The following is a 17,926-nucleotide window of genomic DNA, read 5'->3' as shown; positions in this document are numbered from 1 at the left end:
ATGAGTGTCATAAAAGTGTTGCTCGTAGATGATCATGATATGGTACGGATGGGCCTCAAAACTTATCTAATGCTGGAGCCTACATTCGAGGTCATCGGTGAGGCGGCGAATGGACAAGAGGCGCTGGAGATGCTGCGTGCTGGTGGACATGAAGGTCTGCCTGACCTCGTGCTGATGGATTTGATGATGCCTGTGATGAATGGTGCCGAGACCACAAGAGCAGTGCTGGCTGAATTTCCTGGCCTCAAAATCGTGATCCTCACCAGCTTTCTGGAGGATGATCTTGTTGTAGATGCTATAGAGGCTGGTGCTGTCAGCTACGTGCTCAAAACAGTGTCGGCAGAAGAGTTAATCTACGCACTGCAAGGGGCTTACCGCGGCATGCCCGTCATGACGGGTGATGTGTCACAGGCGCTGACCCGTGGTATACGCCAGCGCACCGTGCAAGGTGATTCCTCCGGTTTAACAGAGCGTGAGAAGGAAGTCCTGCTGCTTATAGCTGAGGGCAAGACCAATAAGGATATCGGTGAGGAGCTGCATATCAGCATCAAGACAGTAAAGACGCATGTCAGCAATCTGTTGATGAAATGCGAGCTTGATGACCGTACCCAGTTGGCTATTTACGCTCATCGAAAGGGCTGGGCTCAGGGGTAGGACTTGTAGACTAAGGTGCATTACTATTTGAAATGGTTTTAGAAGCTCGGGCCGCGACCTTTTTCGCGCCCGAGCTTCTTTTTTCTGCTTCCCTGTATAATCTCCTCCCATTTGCCTATATCTTTTATCTGCGCTTAAATTGTTTTTAATGTGACCTTAAGGTTTAAAGTACAAAATAAGAACATGAAAACAAATTAATCCTTGTCACGGCGACAGGAAGCAGGAGGAAAGATAAACATGGACGATAACAAAAACAACTTCAATCGCGACAATGGACCAGCACCAGATCGGGAATGGGACAATAATAACAATAGCAGCAATAATAATACTTCATCTGAAACAGGATCATCATCCTACTACTATTCTTACGGACCTTTTAAATCTTTGAACAAAGATGAGAATAACGCTGACGGAGGCGCGCAGCACTACAATCGGATGGAGCCTGAACGGGTCGAGGTTACACCTCCACAGCCTGTAAAGCCATTACCATATAACACATCACTTCGTACCACTGGCTATGATGGCAATGGTGGTGGCCGCGGAGGAAATGGCGGTGGCGGTTCTGAAGGTGGCGGCGGCTGGCAATATAATAAAAAACCAAAAAGCTCGTTAAAAACAGTGCTGGTATCATTCCTAGCCGGTATGGTCGTTCTCTCGGGCTCAATGTATATGGCAGACAGAGGTAACTGGTTTACGGGAGATACAGCTACAACTGTTGCTAGCTCCGGAACGAATGGAACGGCGAAGACAACGGGCGAGAGTGCAGGTGTTGCGCCTTCTACTTCTACTACCTCCTTGGTGACTGGATCTCGTGATGTGACAGGTGTTGTTGATGCGGTGGGACCAGCAGTCGTTAAGATTGAGACACTAGTGAAATCTAATTCGCGTAATGGAAGCTCATCCAGCCCGAATCTGAGTGATCCCTTCTCACAATTTTTCTTCGGGGATCAATACAGTGGAAATGGTTCTTCACAAAATGAACAGGATTCCAAATCAGGATCGGATTCTTCATCACAGCTTATCCCTTATGGAATTGGAACAGGCTTCATTTATGAGAAATCCGGCTATATTTTGACCAACCAGCACGTAATTGACAATGCTGATGTAATCCAAGTCACCGTGGATGGCGTAACCAAGCCTTATGAAGCGAAGCTGCTAGGTTCTAGCAAAGATCTGGATTTGGCTGTGCTTAAAATTGAAGGAGATAGTGATTTCCCTACCGTAGCACTTGGAGATTCGGATAGCATAAAGGTAGGTTCAGAAGTGGTTGCTATCGGTAACCCACAAGGCTTCGACCATACTGTAACTTCCGGTGTTCTTAGTGCAAAAGGACGCAGTATTGATATTAACGAAGAAGATGGCAGTGGAACACGTAATTACAAAAATCTGCTGCAAACCGACGCTTCTATCAACCCGGGTAACTCAGGGGGTCCGTTGCTTAACATGAACGGACAGGTAATCGGGATGAACGTAGCCGTCAGCACGGATTCTCAAGGTATTGGTTTCGCAATCGCTGTGAATACGATTAAAGAAGTCGTAGATAAACTGGAAGCCAACCAAGCCATTCCGAAAGAGCCGGTACCTTTCATTGGTGCAACTCTTATGACGATTACAGATGAGGTTGCTAAGCAAATGGGTACGGATATTAAAGAAGGTTCTGTGGTTGCAGATATTATCTATAAATCCCCAGCGTATACCGCTGACCTGCGCCCTTACGATATCATTACCGGTGCGAATGGAACGAAGTATGCAACCAACCAAGATCTGATTACCTTCATTCAAACGTTAAAAGTTGGAGACAAAGTAACATTAAATGTTGTGCGCGATGGTAAAACCATGGATCTTTCAGTTACCATCGGTAACAAAAATGATTTTGATACAACGACTACACAACAAAGTCAGCAGCAATAATACCGGACGGTAAGTCACACGGAAGGGGCGACCCTTCCGTTTTTGTCTAATTGTGATGTAAACTGCTACAATATATAAAAAGAACTGAACAATGGGGGCTGCTTGATGCGACCGAATATTCTAATTATTGATGATGACGAAAAGATTATTTCTATGCTGCGTAGAGGTTTAGCTTTTGAAGGTTACGATGTGAAAACAGCGGTGAATGGAGCGGATGGATTACGGGCAATCTTGAGCAGTGATCCGGATGTGGTAATTTTGGATGTAATGATGCCTCAGGTGGATGGCTTTGAAGTATGTCGCCGCTTGCGGGAAGGGGGCAGTAATGTTCCTGTTCTCATGCTTACCGCGAAGGATGAAATTGAGCACCGTGTGAAAGGGCTTGATCTGGGCGCGGACGATTATCTGGTTAAACCTTTTGCCTTGGAAGAACTGCTTGCACGTGTACGTGCGCTGCTTCGGCGTAAGAGTGAGCAAAGTGAAGGTGGGGAGCAAGCGGTTTCTTATGAAGATATTACGCTGGATGTGGATTCACGTGAGGTTACCCGTGCCGGTAAAAGACTGGAGTTAACAGCGAAGGAGTTTGAGCTGCTTCATCTTTTTATGCAAAATCCGAAACGTGTGCTTTCACGGGATCTGATCATGGATAAAATATGGGGTTATGATTATAGCGGTGAATCTAATGTGCTTGAGGTATACATAGCTATGCTACGTCAAAAGACGGAGGAGCATGGCGGTAAACGCCTCATTCAAACGATCCGGGGTGCCGGTTACATTCTAAGAGGTGACAACTAACATGTCTATAAGATTGCGGCTGACTGCTTGGTATTCAGGGATTTTGGCCGTTATGCTGCTGGCCTTATCAGCCGCAATTTACGGTTTTGTTTATTTTAATACTTATGGGGACTTGAAGAATCGCCTCCAGGTGCAAGCTGAGCAGACCATTCCATTTTTCAGTATCAATTTATACAGCGGTGAACTAATGATGGATGGGGTCAGAACTCCTGAGAATTCTAATACGTATACACAGATCTATGTTTATGATACTAAGGTTATGCAGCGAACGACAAACATGAGAAATGGTAATCTTGCATTTGATTATCCCGAGCGGGATAAAATTGTACAGGGATTTCGTAATGTTGTAATTGAAGGCAATCAATTTCTGATTTATGAACGGCCAATTCTATTGGAAAATTATAAAAAAAATCCTGCTGCTGTGTTACAAGTGGCTACCTATGTAGGTGAACAGAATAAGCTCTTGGAGCGTTTAAAAACTATCCTGCTCGTAGGTTCTTTTGCTACCCTGATCGCGGCATTTACCTTCGGCTTGTTCCTAGCGCGCAAATCCATGAGTCCAATCGGCAAAGTAATTGAAGCTGCGAATGGGATTCAGACGGGGAATGATTTAAGCTCGCGTATTGAATACGATGGGCCGCCAGACGAGATAGGAAGACTTATTGAGACCGTTAACAGTATGCTTGGGCGTATGGAAGGATTCTACACAGAGCTGGAGGATTCGTATGCGGCTCAGCGCCGTTTCGTTTCAGATGCTTCACACGAGCTTCGGACACCGCTCACTACGATTCGCGGAAATATTGATCTGCTGCAAAAGGTTTGGGAGATGGAACCCGGAGAAGGGAAGATGAGTGAAGCTGAGATTCGCCAGCTATCGCTTGAATCGGTGCAGGATATCGCAGACGAGTCTAAGCGTATGAGCCGCTTGGTAGCGGATATGCTCTCGCTCGCGCGTGCGGATACTGGACGTACTTTTGATATAGAGCCCGTGGCACTGGAACCGATGATGAATGAGATTGCGCGCCGCGCCTCTTTCCTGCCGCGTCAAGCCGAGTGGGTTACAGGTGATATGTCAGTCTTAAATGGCAAATATATAGTTGGGAATAAAGATTATCTACAGCAAATGCTCTTTATTTTTATTGATAATGCCTTTAAGTACACGCCTTCTGGCATCGTGAGTTTGGATACCCTTTTCTATCAGAATCAGGTTGGTATTCGGATCACTGATACAGGTATTGGTATGGATAAAGATGAGGTTCCATATATCTTCGATCGTTTCTATCGTGCGGATGAATCGCGTGGAATTACGGAAGGGATTGGGCTTGGTCTATCCATTGCTAAGTGGATTATTGACGAGCATGGTGGGTCTGTGGAGGTTGTTACACGCCAAGGTGAGGGTACTACTTTTGTCATCTGGTTGCCGCTTCTCTTTGCTCCGCCGCTGGAATAGGGTATAATTTAGAAGTGTCCTATTACAGAGGTCAATGAAAGCAGAAAGCTGGTGAACTCATGGAAGTCATTAAAATCTCTCCCCGGGGATATTGTTACGGAGTTGTCGATGCAATGGTTATGGCACGGCAGGCTGCGCAAAATCTCGATCTTCCCCGGCCGATTTATATACTGGGTATGATTGTTCATAACAGTCATGTCACGAATTCGTTCGAAGATGATGGCATTATTACTTTGGACGGACATAATCGTCTGGATATTCTGGATAAAGTGGATAGTGGGACTGTTATATTCACTGCACACGGGGTTTCTCCTGAGGTGCGCAAGATGGCAAGGGACAAGGGTCTGACTACGGTCGACGCAACCTGTCCTGATGTCACGAAGACCCACGATCTTATTCAGGAAAAAGTAGATGATGGTTATGAGGTCATTTATATCGGCAAAAAAGGCCATCCGGAACCAGAGGGTGCTGTGGGTATTGCCCCTGAGCATGTGCATCTGATTGAAAAAGAAGATGAGATTGCTACGTTATCCATCCCTTCTTCACGTATCGTCATTACGAATCAGACTACTATGAGCCAGTGGGATATTAAGCATATCATGAAAAAGCTTCTGGAGACCTTCCCAGGTGCTGAAGTGCATAATGAGATATGTATGGCTACCCAGGTACGTCAAGAGGCTGTAGCGGAACAAGCAGGGCAATGTGATCTGGTGATTGTTGTCGGTGATCCGCGAAGCAACAACTCTAATCGTCTGGCACAGGTGTCGGAAGAAATCGCTGGGGTTCCTGCCCATCGTATTTCTGATGTGTCTGAACTCCAAACAGAATGGTTAGAGGGTGTGAATATCGTCGGGGTCACTTCTGGCGCATCCACACCTACACCTATCACCAAAGAAGTGATTAACTACTTAGATCAGTATGATTCGGCTAATCCGGAGACGTGGGAGATTAAACGTACTGTGAATATGGCGAAGCTGCTGCCACCGGTTAAGAATAAGAGTGCAAGTACTACTTAATGTAATGGGCTAGGCTCGAACTTATATATTATGAACGCTGCAACAAGAGCGCTTAACTTCGTCAGTCGAGGTTAAGTGCTCTTTTTTATCGAAAGAACGCTTCCAGCATAGGAATCTAGAATATAGATTGACTATAATCGCTTTTTGAGGTAGAATTGCTTTAGTGATTAAAAGCATAAAAGCTTAAAAGCGAACACGCGTCGTAGCGCGATAGTATCTAGCGGAATTATTATAAATTTTAAGTGTAGAGAGGGAGTTATAAATATGATCGTCATTACATCAAATCAAACACCGGAAGAGCAGGTTAAAGATATAATTGCCGTAATCGAAAAAGAAGGTTTGCAGGTGCATCTCTCCAGAGGAGCAGATCACACGGTGATAGGTTTAGTGGGAGGCGTCACTCCTAAGCTCGCCGAGCATTTGCGGCAAATGAAGGGTGTAGAGAACGTCGTGAAGATCTCCAAATCCTACAAGCTGGCCAGCCGGGATTTCCATCCTGAGGATACGATTATTGATATCAAGGGTGTGAAGATTGGTGGAGAAAACCTGGTGATCATGGGCGGACCTTGCGCCGTTGAGTCTCCAGAGCAGATTGATGAGATCGCCCGGCTTGTTAAAGCGTCTGGTGCTCAGGTACTTCGTGGAGGCGCGTTTAAGCCCCGCACAGGACCGTACAGCTTCCAAGGCGTAGGTGTGGAAGGTTTGACTATGATGGCTGAAGCAGGAAAGCGTCATGGCCTGTTGACGATTACAGAGGTTATGACACCGGAGTATGTTGATATCTGTGCGGAGCATGCGGATATTCTGCAGGTGGGTACACGGAATATGCAGAACTTTGATTTGCTGCGCAAGCTGGGTACCTGTGGCAGACCTGTTCTTCTAAAACGTGGCTTCAGTGCGACCTATGATGAGTTGCTCAATGCAGCGGAGTACATTTTGGCAGGCGGTAATAAGGATGTAATGCTCTGTGAGCGCGGTATTCGCACATTTGAGACCTACACTCGTAACACACTGGATCTATCGGCTATTCCAGTTCTACAAAGCTTAAGCCATCTTCCAGTAATCTCTGACCCAAGTCACGGAACCGGTCGTCGTGAGTTAGTTGAGCCTATGGCCAAAGCTTCTGTTGCTGCTGGTGCAAACGGGCTAATTATCGAAATGCACACAGATCCGGACAATTCCATGACAGGTGATGGTGTTCAATCGTTATTCCCTGATCAGTTTGATAACCTGCTTAAAGATCTGGAAAAGCTGGCTCCAATTGTTGGACGTAAGTTTTCTACTTCGCCAGAAACGGTTTCGGCGCTATAAAATTCAATCTAAGAGCTTCCTCGGAAGCCCTCTTAACCCGCGACCTAGTGGGAAAAGAGGGTTTTTTTGGAGTTGAATAAAATAAATGTGACATGAAAATATGCGAAAATAACAGATTTCACGAAAGCGTTAGAATATCTTACATTGCTGAAAGAAATACCTGACATAAGCATTGACGATGTTAGGTATGAGATTTATAATTACGACAGCAAAAAAAATTAAAACAAGAACATTTGCATACTGTGAGCGGCCTAATGTTCGGAACTTGGGGGAGGAAAAATTCATGTCGGTTGAAAAAGTGTTGCAAACAATTAAAGAGAACAATATCGAGTGGGTAGATTTTCGATTCGTAGATTTAGGTGGTCGTGCCCACCACATCTCTCTGCCAGCTTCTGAAGTGGAAGATGAAACTTTTGTAAATGGGGTAGCATTCGACGGTTCTTCCATCAAAGGTTTCCGTGGTATTGAAGAATCAGACATGGTTATGATGCCTGATCCGAATAGTGTGTTCATAGATCCGTTTACAGCTCATCCAACGCTGAACGTGATGTGCGACATTTTCACTCCTGATGGCGAACGTTATGAGCGCGATCCTCGCGGTATTGCTGTGAAAGCAGAAGAATTCCTGCAAAAAAGCGGAGTAGGTACATCTGCATTCTTCGCACCTGAATCAGAATTCTTTATCTTTGACGATGTTCGTTACGAAAGTGGCATGAACAGATCCTCATTCTTCGTAGATTCTGAAGAAGCGGCTTGGAATACGGGTCGTAAAGAAGAGGGCGGCAACTTGGCATTTAAAGTTGGCGTTAAAGGTGGATATGTTCCTGTAGCACCAGTTGACTCCCAACAGGATATCCGTAGTGAGATGTGCCGTCTGCTTGCTGAAGTTGGACTACGCATTGAACGTCATCACCATGAAGTAGCCACTGCAGGTCAAGCGGAAATTAACTTCCGTTTTGATACCTTGAAGAAAACTGCTGATAATCTCATGACTTATAAATATATTGTACAAAACACTGCACGTCAGTATGGCAAGGTAGCAACCTTCATGCCAAAACCGCTGTTTGGTGATAACGGTAGCGGAATGCACGTGCATCAATCGATCTTTGACGGAGATACTCCTTTGTTCTATGAAAAAGGCGCTTATGCTAACCTGAGCGAAATGGCTCTTCATTATATCGGTGGTATTTTGTACCATGCACCAGCATTGATCGCTTTGACTAACCCAAGCACCAACTCCTTTAAGCGTCTGGTTCCTGGCTACGAAGCACCGGTTAACTTGGTTTACTCCAAAGGAAATCGTTCTGCAGCAGTTCGTATCCCAGTAGCAGCTGTGACACCAAAAGGCTGTCGTATCGAATTCCGTACACCGGATTCCACGGCTAACCCTTACTTGGCATTCTCCGCAATGCTGATGGCAGGTCTGGACGGAATCAAGAACAAGATCAACCCGCAAGAACTGGGTTATGGTCCTCTGGATAAGAACATCTATGAATTGTCTGATGCAGATAAAGAAAAAATCCGCAGCGTTCCAGGCAGCCTGAGCGAAGCGCTTGATTCTTTGGAAGCTGATTACGAGTTCCTAACAGAAGGCGACGTATTTACTAAGGACTTCATCGATAACTATATTGCTCTGAAACGTTCTGAAGCACAAGAGGTAGCGATTCGTGTTCATCCACATGAATATGCCCTGTACTTCGATCTATAAGATTCCTGCTATTATAATCTTTATAATAAAAGAAGCTGTCTCAAAAGTAGTGATTCTACTTGGAGGCAGCTTCTTTTTTTGAATTGGGAAAGTAATGGATTTTATTGTACCTTATGAATGTGTGCCACGCATAGTGTTCTAAGCCATGAGTAGTGTTCTATGTTATTGGGGTGGGCGGTAGGTGACTGCTATGTGTGATTTCCGTTCGGCTTGCAGTATATGATTTGTGGTATCTGTGACGCTGGACTATGTACGGTGAGCGATATGCGTTCTGTGTTTATGTGATGTACAAAGTGGATTTAAACTAATTAGGGAAAAACTCCCTAAAAATAGCCGATATTTGCTCTAAATGAACGAAATCAGGGAATTCCTCCCTAATAATCAGGGTGATTTCTTAATTAGTTACTGAATAGGCCAAAATTCAGGGAAGTTTTCCCTAATTATAAGTCCGATGAACAGAAATCTCTGATTTTTAGGGAGAAATTCCCCAATTATTCTATAAGTGCTTCACTTATTGCATCATCCGGAGCAACACTAGGTGCGCCCATAGAATCCATTTGGACATTAAGTAGTGTTAAGAACATAAAAGAGGCTGTCACCAAGCCATAAAATGGCTGCTTGGGACAGCCCCTTTTTGCTATTCGTGTATTCTCCGAGAAAGGCTACACTAGCCCCCGTTCAGGAGCGCCGCAGGACTCTCTAATGATAAGCTCTGGTTCTACGCTGAAAGAACTCGTACCTGATTGGTTGTTTATTAGATCATACAGCATTAGTGCTGCTAGGCGACCGATCTTATCTTTATTTTGGCGGATGGTAGTCAATAGGGGTGTTGTATAATTGCAGGCCTCAATATCATCACAGCCAATAATTGCAACAGTTTCAGGAACAGCGATAGAAGCCTCTTTAAGGGCACGCATCGCTCCTATAGCAAGCTGATCGGACGCTGCGAAGATCGCTCTAGGTAAATTTCCATTCTCAATCATTCTACGCATCGTCTCATACCCACTAGCCTCAAAGAAGTTACTTCCGTTTAAGAACCAACTCTCGTTAATAGGCAGCCCCAAATCTTCAAGAGCTTTGCGATAACCACTTTCGCGCATATTGGAGATGTCTGAATCTGAGGAGCTGCCAATGTAGCCAAGCTCACGATAGCCCAGTAAATAAAAGTGTTCTACCACTTTGGAGGACATTTTGAAATTATCCGACATGATAAAGCCAGAGTTGTCACCCGTTAGTTTTAAATCTACGCCGATACATGGAATAGCACTGTTGTCTAATTCGCTGATAGAGGTTTCTAGCTCCTGTCCGGATAGAAGCACACACCCATCTACATTAAAATGCTGACAACGGGCAAGATAATCGTTAGTATCGCCACTTTGGAATTTTTCATTGGAAAAAAAGATAAGGTCGTAACCTAGTAGTCCCATTTGTTTTTTAAATGAATTTAGCACCTCGATGAAAAAAGGGTGGGTAAAGTCGACATTCAGCATTCCGGCAAAAATCACTCCGATTAGATTGGACGATTTCGTAGCCAATGTTTTAGCTGAATTGGAGGGGGTATATCCAGTTTCTTTTATAATTTGTTGAACCCTTGTCTTGGTATCTTCCGAAATATCACTGTAGTTATTAATGATTTTGGATACTGTCGAAACAGAAACTCCAGCAATTTTCGCTATATCTTTGATGCTGTAGGCCAAATTAAGTCCCCCTTATAGTGAAAAATGTTCCGTAATATATGTTTAAAATCTACTCAAGGCTATTTTTTTATGACTTGAATTTATGATTTACGAAATAGTTTCGTTACTTATTTTATAGTTCAATAAGATTATAGTCAATGGAATGTTTACTCTTAAACTAGGATTATGCTTGATATTAAAGGTTTTTTTGAATGATTGGTTCAAAAAACGTTCAAAAATGAACAATGAAAAAAGACTTTACAAAGACAAATAACGATGTAATAATGAAAACACCGAAACCGCTTTCTGTGATATCATCCTTACTGTTTCGTGATTTTCAGAAATTAGCATGTGGTTTCGTTAAAGGGTCATAACAAATTATCTGGGGGGTAACAAAATGGTAAAGAAGCTTTCTGCGGTATTGTTGAGCTCAGCGCTAGTGCTCTCATTAGCAGCATGTGGAAGCGGCAATAACAACGCGAATGGTGAGGCTACTCCGGGCAGCGGAACAAACAAGCCTGCATCTGGTGATAAGAAAGTGATTAAGATCTTACACTGGAAACAAGAGAATATTAACAAGGTCATTACAGAAATTAATAAAAAGTTTGAAGAAAAATATCCGGAATACAAAGTGGAGTACACAACCACTGGTCCGGATGATGAATTCAAACAAGCACAAAGAGCAAGAATTACAGCTGGTGACGTAGATGTACTTGCCGATCTATCCGGTATGAGATTGTCTCCGAAAGATTGGACACCAGGTGCGAAAGTGCCAGACTGGCAACAATGGATTGATTCCGGGCTGATTGCTGATCTGAGCGGCGAAGCTTTCGTTAAAAACTACAATGCGAATGATATTGCTAAAGCCGGCACTTATAAAGATAAAGTGTATGCAATCCCAACCGGTAAAGTAGCGATGTCAGGATTCTTCTATAATAAAGAAATTTTTGAACAAAACGGGCTGACTGTACCTACAACTTGGACAGAGTTCATTAGTGTTCTAGATACATTGAAAGCTAAGAGTATTGTTCCAATCGTAGTGGCTGGTAAGGATGTATGGCCATTGAAATTGCCAGTGTTCGGTTTGCAAGCCAAGATTCTGGGTGGCGGCAACCAACAACAATGGATTGAAGGGGTTTGGAAGGGAACTTCGGCGTTTAACGATGCTGAGGCTGTAGAAGTATTGGAGAAAATGAAGACGCTTCAAGATAACTACATCATCGACGGTTTCTTGGGTATCGACTATGCAACAGCACCTTCGTTTTTCGCAACAGGAAAAGCAGCTATGATTGCTGACGGAACTTGGGATGCTCCTACGATCGCGGCAGCAAATCCAGATGTGAAATTTGGTTACTTCCCAATCCCAGCTACAGAAGATGCTGCTAAGAATAATTCTCTTGTCGGTAAATACGATGTAACTTGGTATGCAGCAGAAAAAGGCCCGAACAAAGAAGGCGCTTTGAAATGGCTGGAATTCTTCTCTGAACCAGAAAACTACACAGAATATGTTAAAGCAGCTGGATTCTTGCCTACACAAGACAATATTGCCACTGAAAGTGACTTTATTGACAAAGAACTTGCTCCATACATGACTGGAGATTTCGAACTTGCTTATGAAATTATGATGATTAACCGTGATAACGTTGGTGAGCACATTGCAGCTGAAGGCGTTCACACTGAATATTTGGCACCAGGTGGCGAGTTTAAAACCGCTAAAGAGCTTGCAGATGTACAACAAAAAGAATGGGAAGCAGCAGCACCTAAATAAGTAGCTATCCCGATAAATAAAAAGAATCTACAACATACTGTACACCAAACATGTTTTACAACTTCGGGGTCTGTTTTGTGCAGGCCCCGATCATTTTATTGAATTAGGATTGGGTAGGTGAGAGAAATGTATCCGTTCGGGAAAGGTATTAAACGATATATACCGCTTCTGCTGCTAATGATTCCATTATCATTGTATGTAATTTTCTATTTTGGCCCATCTATGATGACGGTTATCTATTCATTTACAGATATCACTAACGTTCCTGGAAGCAAGATGAGTTTTGTAGGCCTTGACAATTATTATGATGTATTTTACTCAGGAAATTCAGGCGAGCGTTGGGATTCCATTATACGTACTATTTATTTCATGGTCATTGTAACCATTGTACAGAACGGTGTCGGTCTGCTTATGGCCGTAGTTATCAATCAGAAGCTGAAAGGCGATTATTTCTATCGCGCGGTATTCTTTTTACCGGTTGTGCTTGGTGTAGCGGTAGTTGCACTGGTATGGGGCATGATGTTCGATCCGCTGAGTGGTCCGGTTAACCAACTGTATGATTCTTTGTTCGGTTATAAAGATATGTTCTTTGGAAGCTTCACTCATGCGTTCGGTTATATTATATTTACGCAAATTTGGATGTATATGGGTTATTCGATGTTGATTTTCCTTGCGGGACTACAATCCGTACCGAAAGATTTGTATGAGGCTGGATATATAGACGGAACTACGAAGTGGCAATCTTTTAAAAATATCACATTCCCACTTATCGCTCCATCCTTTACGATTAACATTATTTTGTCTATTATCGGTGCGATGTCCACCTTTGATATTATTCTCGCAACTACGGACGGTCGCTTTAACACAAGAACGATGGCATATGACGTTTATAAAGAGACGTTCCGTGGTTCTCTACAGATGGGACTTCCTTCCGCGCTTTCCGTGGTTCAATTCCTTATGATTCTGGTGTTTGTAGTATTTGCAGTGAAACAAATGCGTAAGAGAGAGGTGGAATATTAATGAAGGATTCCAAAACCGCCAAAACTCTCTCTTATATTCTGATTGCAGTGTTGCTTGTTTTATATATCATGCCGTTGTTATTTGTAATCAATATTTCATTCAAGTCCTTTACAGAATATCTGTTAGATCCTATCGGTCTCGTAAAAAGTATTCAATGGGATAATTATAAAGAAGCTTGGCTACAGGGTAATTTCTCTAATTATTTCTTAAACAGTCTGCTGTATACAGCTGTGGCAACAGTGCTGACCCTAATTGTTTCGTTATTCGGGGCCTTCCCGGTGGCGAGAAATTATGTGAAGTGGAGCGGATTTATTTATTTGTTCTTCTTGATGTCTCAGTTCCTGCCGAATCCAATGGTCGCACAGTTCAAGCTGATGCTTACCATGAAACAGGAGCTAGGATTTGTAGGTTATGACACGAAGCTGGGTTACATTCTCCTTAAAACAGGCGGAACGGGTATCGTGTTCATGATGTTTGTAGGTTACATCAAAGGAATTAGCCGGGAGATGGATGAAGCAGCAGGTATGGATGGCGCTGGATATATGCGTTATTTGTTCCAGATCATCATGCCACTTATGAAACCAGTAATTGCTACAGGTGTTATTCTAACAGCAATTAGTATCTGGAATGACTTCGTGGGGCCGGTCATGTATTTACCGAGTCCAGAAAACTATCCAATCACCTTCGGGCTTAAAGAATTCCGCGGTCAATACGGGAACAACTGGCCTATGTTGGCGTGCGGGATCATGATCGTATCTGCACCGCTTATCATCCTATACACCTTCATTCAAAAGTATATCGTTGACGGTGCATTGGCAGGTGCGGTTAAAGCTTAAGTAGTTGTGTAAATGAGAGGATGGAGAGAATGGATCGTAATAAAATTCATGGCTTCGAATTCACCGGAAATGATGGGGAATTCAGGCTTCAGCAACCGGATCGCAGCAGTTTTCTATATTTCCCTCTAGTGAATGAAGGGGGAATGATGTCGACGGTAACTCCAAAACTTCATGGTCAGGTTACCACAGGTCATAATACATTTTTGACACCGCCATTATCTGTTGAAGATTTGCATAATTCGCGGGCTTCCCGTAACTTCTGGGTATACGTAGAAGGCAAGGGAGCTTGGTCGGCAGTGGGGAACTCCGCTAAGCAAAATGCCGATTTCTATACATCGTCTACTGATGAAGCAGTACTAGAGGCTGGTTTCCTGTGGCAACGCGTAACGCGTTGTAACGCAGAGATGGGTGTTAAAGCTGAAATCACCAGCTTTGTGCCAAGCGGTAATGATAAGGTCGAACTAATGAAGGTTACGTTGACGAATACAATAGCAGAGGTTATTACGCTGACACCGACAGCGGTAGTTCCGATCTACGCGCGTTCGGCAGATGATCTGCGCGATCATAGACATGTAACCTCTTTGCTTAACCGGATCTATACTTCACCTTATGGTGTTGAGGTTCAGCCTGCGCTCTCCTTTGATGAGCGGGGACACCGCATCAATCACACTTCTTATGGAGTATTTGGTGCAGAGGGTGACGGCAATCAACCTGCTGGTTTCTTTCCAGTGCAGGAGGAGTTCATTGGAGAAGGTGGAAGTCTGGATTGGCCAGAAGCTGTTATCCTGAACAACACGCCGGAGATTGGCAAGGGTGGAGGTGTACAAAGAGAGGGATATGAGGCTATCGGGGGTCTTCGTTACGAGGCGCTTAATCTGTCTCCTGGTGACAGCCATTCTTATATAGTAGTTATGGCGATCCATAATGAGAGAATTGACGTGGATGCCTTGATGAACAAATATGGTACATCTGAAGCTTTTGATCATTTGCTTGAGGAAACTAAAGCCTTCTGGGCAGATAAAGTGAATATGGTAGAATTTCATACCGGTGATTCAGATGCTGACCAATGGATGAAATGGGTTACGATTCAACCCGTGCTGAGAAGACTTTATGGTAACTCCTTCTTGCCTTATCATGATTATGGAAGAGGCGGACGTGGCTGGCGGGATCTTTGGCAGGATTGTCTAGCACTCCTTATTATGGAACCGGCTGAAGTACGCAGCTTACTGCTGAACAACTACGCCGGGGTAAGAATAGATGGTAGTAATGCCACTATTATCGGTCAACAGCCTGGTGAATTTATTGCCGACCGTAACAACATCCCGCGGGTGTGGATGGATCATGGAGCTTGGCCGTTCTTAACGACTATGTTATATCTGGATCAGAGTGGTGATCTTGATTTCTTATTGCAGGAACAGACGTATTTCCGCGATACCTTTATGAGTCGCTGTAAGGAACGCGATAATTCATGGGATACCTCGCTGGGAAGTGATCTCAGAACTACTTCTGGTGAGGTTTATAAAGGTACGATTCTGGAGCATATCCTGCTGCAAAATCTGGTTCCGTTCTTTAATGTTGGAGAGCACAATAATATCCTGCTGGAGGGCGCAGACTGGAATGATGGTCTTGATATGGGCGCAGACCGGGGTGAGAGTGTAGCTTTCACAGCATTCTACGCAAGTAACTTATTGGATATTTCTCGTGTGCTACGTACGCTAAAGACTTCTAAAGGGCAAGAGACAGTTGAATTGGCAGAAGAAATGAAACTATTGCTAGATTCGCTTGGTGAGCAAGTGGATTATGAATCTGTATCAGGCAAGCATGAAAGACTTAATCAATATTATGCTGCCGCTCCGAACAAAGTCAGCGGTATTCGTGTAGGACTCGACATAGAGACAGTAGCGGACGATCTGGAACAAAAAGCAGAGTGGATCTTTAATCACTTGCGCCGCAATGAGTGGGTGGAAAGTGAACACGGTGGAGGCTGGTTTAACGGTTATTATAATAATGATGGGGAACAAGTGGAAGGGGAATTCGCAGAAGGCGTTCGAATGACGCTTACGGGTCAAGTATTCCCGCTGATGGGCCATGCAGCTGCACCAGAGCAAATTCCGCATATCATTGCCGCCGTGGATCGTAATCTACTGGATGACAAAATTGGGTACAGACTTAATTCCCGTTTCGGCGGGATCCAGCAGAATCTGGGTCGTGCCTTTGGCTTTGCCTTTGGACATAAAGAGAACGGTGCTATGTTCAGTCACATGACCATCATGTATGGCAATGCGTTGTATAAACGCGGATATGTGAAAGAAGGACATAAAGTATTAGAATCTCTGTATAGCTTAAGTACTGACTTTGCAAAAGCCCGCATATACCCAGGAATTCCTGAGTATATTAACGAGCAAGGCAGAGGGATGTATACGTATTTAACAGGATCAGCAAGCTGGCTGCTGTTAACTATGGTTACTGAAGTATTTGGTGTAAAAGGTAAGCTAGGTGATCTTTTGTTGCAACCGAAGCTTGTTAAAGAGCAGTTTGATTCCGAGGGAAAAGCCTCTATTAAGACAATCTTCGCGGATCGCGAGTTTGAAGTGGTCTATAAAGCCACAGGAAGCTTAAACTACGGGGAGTACCAAATACACTCTGTTACCCTGAATGGCAGCGAGGTGACGCTGCAGCGCGGATCAGGAAGTGCGATTATTCCGCGTGAAGAGTTGCTCTCTCTGCAGACAGAGAAATGCCACTTGATTGAAGTGACATTGGCGTAGCTTTATACGATATTTTAAGACGTCTGCACCGTTATTCATAGCGGCTGCAGACGTTTTTTTCAATAATGAATATTTATTCATTGTAACAATGAACGAAAGGGCGCGTTAGGTATGGGTTGCAGACTGTCAAATGGCATATTAACTGTCGATATCGCTGATATCGGAGAGTATAAGGGCACTCGTTTTGACTGGACAGGATTTATTACACAGGTGACATTAGAAGAGGGGAAACATACGTTTTGTGTGCCGGAAAGCTTGAAGCCAGGCGAAGGAACTGGGGGCAAGGGGCTTTGTAATGAGTTTGGCATTTCCCGGGCAATTGGATATGATGAAGCGCCAATCGGAGGCTGGTTTCCAAAAATCGGAGTCGGATTGTTACAAAAAGGAAATTCCCCATTATACAGCTTCAATGAGGAGTTCCCTTTAACCTCTTTTAGTAAGGATGTCGAAGCAGGGAATGATGCGGTCACATATACGATCCACCCAATGGAAAGCAACGGATATGCTGTGCAGCTAACCAAAACGATTTCTTTACAGGGGGATCAATTAACAATTGCATATGAATTGCATAACAAAGGTCAAAAGCCTTTCCATACGGAGGAATATATTCACAATTTCATCGGAATCGATGGGTTGAATATTGGGCAGGATTTTGAACTGCGTCTTCCGAGGGAACTCAAGGTAGTAGAACCAGAATCCTCCTATACGAAAGAATTGCTAGAGGTATCCGGGAATACTCTTACTTGGTCAAAGGAACCGGATAAACCCTTTTATTGCAAGTTGAGCGGTTGGGAAGGTCAGGAAAATGAGTTCACCTGGGAGTTGGTTCATAAGCCTAGTGGAACGGGCGTGCGAGAGAGTGGGGACTTTCCAGTAGAACGTATGGCCCTGTGGGGAGAAGGTCATGTAGTCTCTCCTGAAGTATTTGTGAACATTAGTATTTTACCGCGTCAAAGCAAGAGCTGGCGCCGATCTTACCGGTTTTTCACTGCGAAATGAGTACCGTTTTAACC

At 44.0% G+C, this 17,926-nt stretch carries 13 protein-coding genes; 12 read left to right on the top strand and 1 reads right to left on the bottom strand.

What is annotated here, in order from left to right; all coding sequences use genetic code 11:
- The 7 genes from NST45_RS18780 to glnA all read left to right on the top strand — a co-directional run bounded on the left by NST45_RS18780 (position 1) and on the right by glnA (position 8,845).
- Positions 1–654, top strand: a complete 654-nt coding sequence (locus NST45_RS18780; RefSeq protein WP_036684464.1) for a response regulator transcription factor — start codon at positions 1–3, stop codon at positions 652–654.
- A gap of 237 nt (positions 655–891) precedes the next feature.
- Entirely contained in the window at positions 892–2,565 is a 1,674-nt protein-coding gene (locus tag NST45_RS18775) for a trypsin-like peptidase domain-containing protein (RefSeq protein WP_038569555.1), read from the top strand.
- Positions 2,566–2,670: 105 nt separating this feature from the next.
- Positions 2,671–3,360, top strand: a complete 690-nt coding sequence (locus tag NST45_RS18770) for a response regulator transcription factor (RefSeq protein ID WP_036684461.1) — start codon at positions 2,671–2,673, stop codon at positions 3,358–3,360.
- Position 3,361: 1 nt separating this feature from the next.
- Positions 3,362–4,810: a HAMP domain-containing sensor histidine kinase gene (locus tag NST45_RS18765; protein ID WP_076141384.1), complete on the top strand. Its 1,449-nt coding sequence runs from the start codon at positions 3,362–3,364 to the stop codon at positions 4,808–4,810.
- A gap of 59 nt (positions 4,811–4,869) precedes the next feature.
- On the top strand, positions 4,870–5,826 hold the full coding sequence (locus NST45_RS18760; protein ID WP_036684457.1) for a 4-hydroxy-3-methylbut-2-enyl diphosphate reductase: 957 nt from the start codon (positions 4,870–4,872) through the stop codon (positions 5,824–5,826).
- Positions 5,827–6,090: 264 nt separating this feature from the next.
- On the top strand, positions 6,091–7,137 hold the full coding sequence (aroF, locus tag NST45_RS18755) for a 3-deoxy-7-phosphoheptulonate synthase (protein WP_036684456.1): 1,047 nt from the start codon (positions 6,091–6,093) through the stop codon (positions 7,135–7,137).
- 283 nt (positions 7,138–7,420) lie between these two features.
- On the top strand, positions 7,421–8,845 hold the full coding sequence (gene glnA / locus NST45_RS18750; protein ID WP_036684454.1) for a type I glutamate--ammonia ligase: 1,425 nt from the start codon (positions 7,421–7,423) through the stop codon (positions 8,843–8,845).
- Positions 8,846–9,507: 662 nt separating this feature from the next.
- Here the strand turns inward: glnA and NST45_RS18745 are convergent.
- On the bottom strand, positions 9,508–10,542 hold the full coding sequence (locus NST45_RS18745) for a LacI family DNA-binding transcriptional regulator (RefSeq protein WP_036684452.1): 1,035 nt from the start codon (positions 10,540–10,542) through the stop codon (positions 9,508–9,510).
- Between the two features lie 376 nt (positions 10,543–10,918).
- On the opposite strand from NST45_RS18745, the gene NST45_RS18740 reads away from it, so the two are divergent.
- The 5 genes from NST45_RS18740 (at position 10,919) to NST45_RS18720 (ending at position 17,912) form a co-directional block, all read left to right on the top strand.
- Positions 10,919–12,289 carry an extracellular solute-binding protein gene (locus NST45_RS18740; protein WP_036684451.1) on the top strand — a complete coding sequence of 457 codons (1,371 nt, stop codon included), beginning with the start codon at positions 10,919–10,921 and terminating at the stop codon, positions 12,287–12,289.
- Positions 12,290–12,415: 126 nt separating this feature from the next.
- Positions 12,416–13,309, top strand: a complete 894-nt coding sequence (locus NST45_RS18735; RefSeq protein ID WP_036684449.1) for a sugar ABC transporter permease — start codon at positions 12,416–12,418, stop codon at positions 13,307–13,309.
- Positions 13,309–14,145: a carbohydrate ABC transporter permease gene (locus NST45_RS18730; protein ID WP_036684447.1), complete on the top strand. Its 837-nt coding sequence runs from the start codon at positions 13,309–13,311 to the stop codon at positions 14,143–14,145. Before NST45_RS18735 ends, NST45_RS18730 begins: the two co-directional genes overlap by 1 nt.
- 29 nt (positions 14,146–14,174) lie before the next feature.
- The gene (locus NST45_RS18725; protein WP_036684445.1) at positions 14,175–16,913 is read left to right on the top strand and encodes a cellobiose phosphorylase; all 2,739 of its coding nucleotides are present in this window, start codon (positions 14,175–14,177) and stop codon (positions 16,911–16,913) included.
- Positions 16,914–17,024: 111 nt separating this feature from the next.
- Positions 17,025–17,912, top strand: coding sequence for a hypothetical protein (locus NST45_RS18720; protein WP_339823491.1), 888 nt, complete (start codon positions 17,025–17,027; stop codon positions 17,910–17,912).
- Positions 17,913–17,926 lie beyond the last annotated feature (14 nt).

The sequence above is a fragment of the Paenibacillus sp. FSL R7-0163 genome (assembly GCF_037969975.1).
In the GTDB taxonomy this organism is placed as follows: domain Bacteria; phylum Bacillota; class Bacilli; order Paenibacillales; family Paenibacillaceae; genus Paenibacillus_AQ; species Paenibacillus_AQ odorifer.
The sequence above is the reverse complement of the archived record's forward strand: the minus strand, read 5'-3'. Positions and strand labels throughout refer to the sequence as shown.

Coding starts and splice junctions, on each gene's coding strand:
- NST45_RS18725 (WP_036684445.1), top strand. CDS start 14,175: ATGGATCGTAATAAAATTCATGGCTTCGAATTCACCGGAAATGATGGG.
- NST45_RS18720 (WP_339823491.1), top strand. CDS start 17,025: ATGGGTTGCAGACTGTCAAATGGCATATTAACTGTCGATATCGCTGAT.
- glnA (WP_036684454.1), top strand. CDS start 7,421: ATGTCGGTTGAAAAAGTGTTGCAAACAATTAAAGAGAACAATATCGAG.
- NST45_RS18770 (WP_036684461.1), top strand. CDS start 2,671: ATGCGACCGAATATTCTAATTATTGATGATGACGAAAAGATTATTTCT.
- NST45_RS18730 (WP_036684447.1), top strand. CDS start 13,309: ATGAAGGATTCCAAAACCGCCAAAACTCTCTCTTATATTCTGATTGCA.
- NST45_RS18735 (WP_036684449.1), top strand. CDS start 12,416: ATGTATCCGTTCGGGAAAGGTATTAAACGATATATACCGCTTCTGCTG.
- NST45_RS18740 (WP_036684451.1), top strand. CDS start 10,919: ATGGTAAAGAAGCTTTCTGCGGTATTGTTGAGCTCAGCGCTAGTGCTC.
- NST45_RS18760 (WP_036684457.1), top strand. CDS start 4,870: ATGGAAGTCATTAAAATCTCTCCCCGGGGATATTGTTACGGAGTTGTC.
- NST45_RS18775 (WP_038569555.1), top strand. CDS start 892: ATGGACGATAACAAAAACAACTTCAATCGCGACAATGGACCAGCACCA.
- NST45_RS18780 (WP_036684464.1), top strand. CDS start 1: ATGAGTGTCATAAAAGTGTTGCTCGTAGATGATCATGATATGGTACGG.
- NST45_RS18765 (WP_076141384.1), top strand. CDS start 3,362: ATGTCTATAAGATTGCGGCTGACTGCTTGGTATTCAGGGATTTTGGCC.
- aroF (WP_036684456.1), top strand. CDS start 6,091: ATGATCGTCATTACATCAAATCAAACACCGGAAGAGCAGGTTAAAGAT.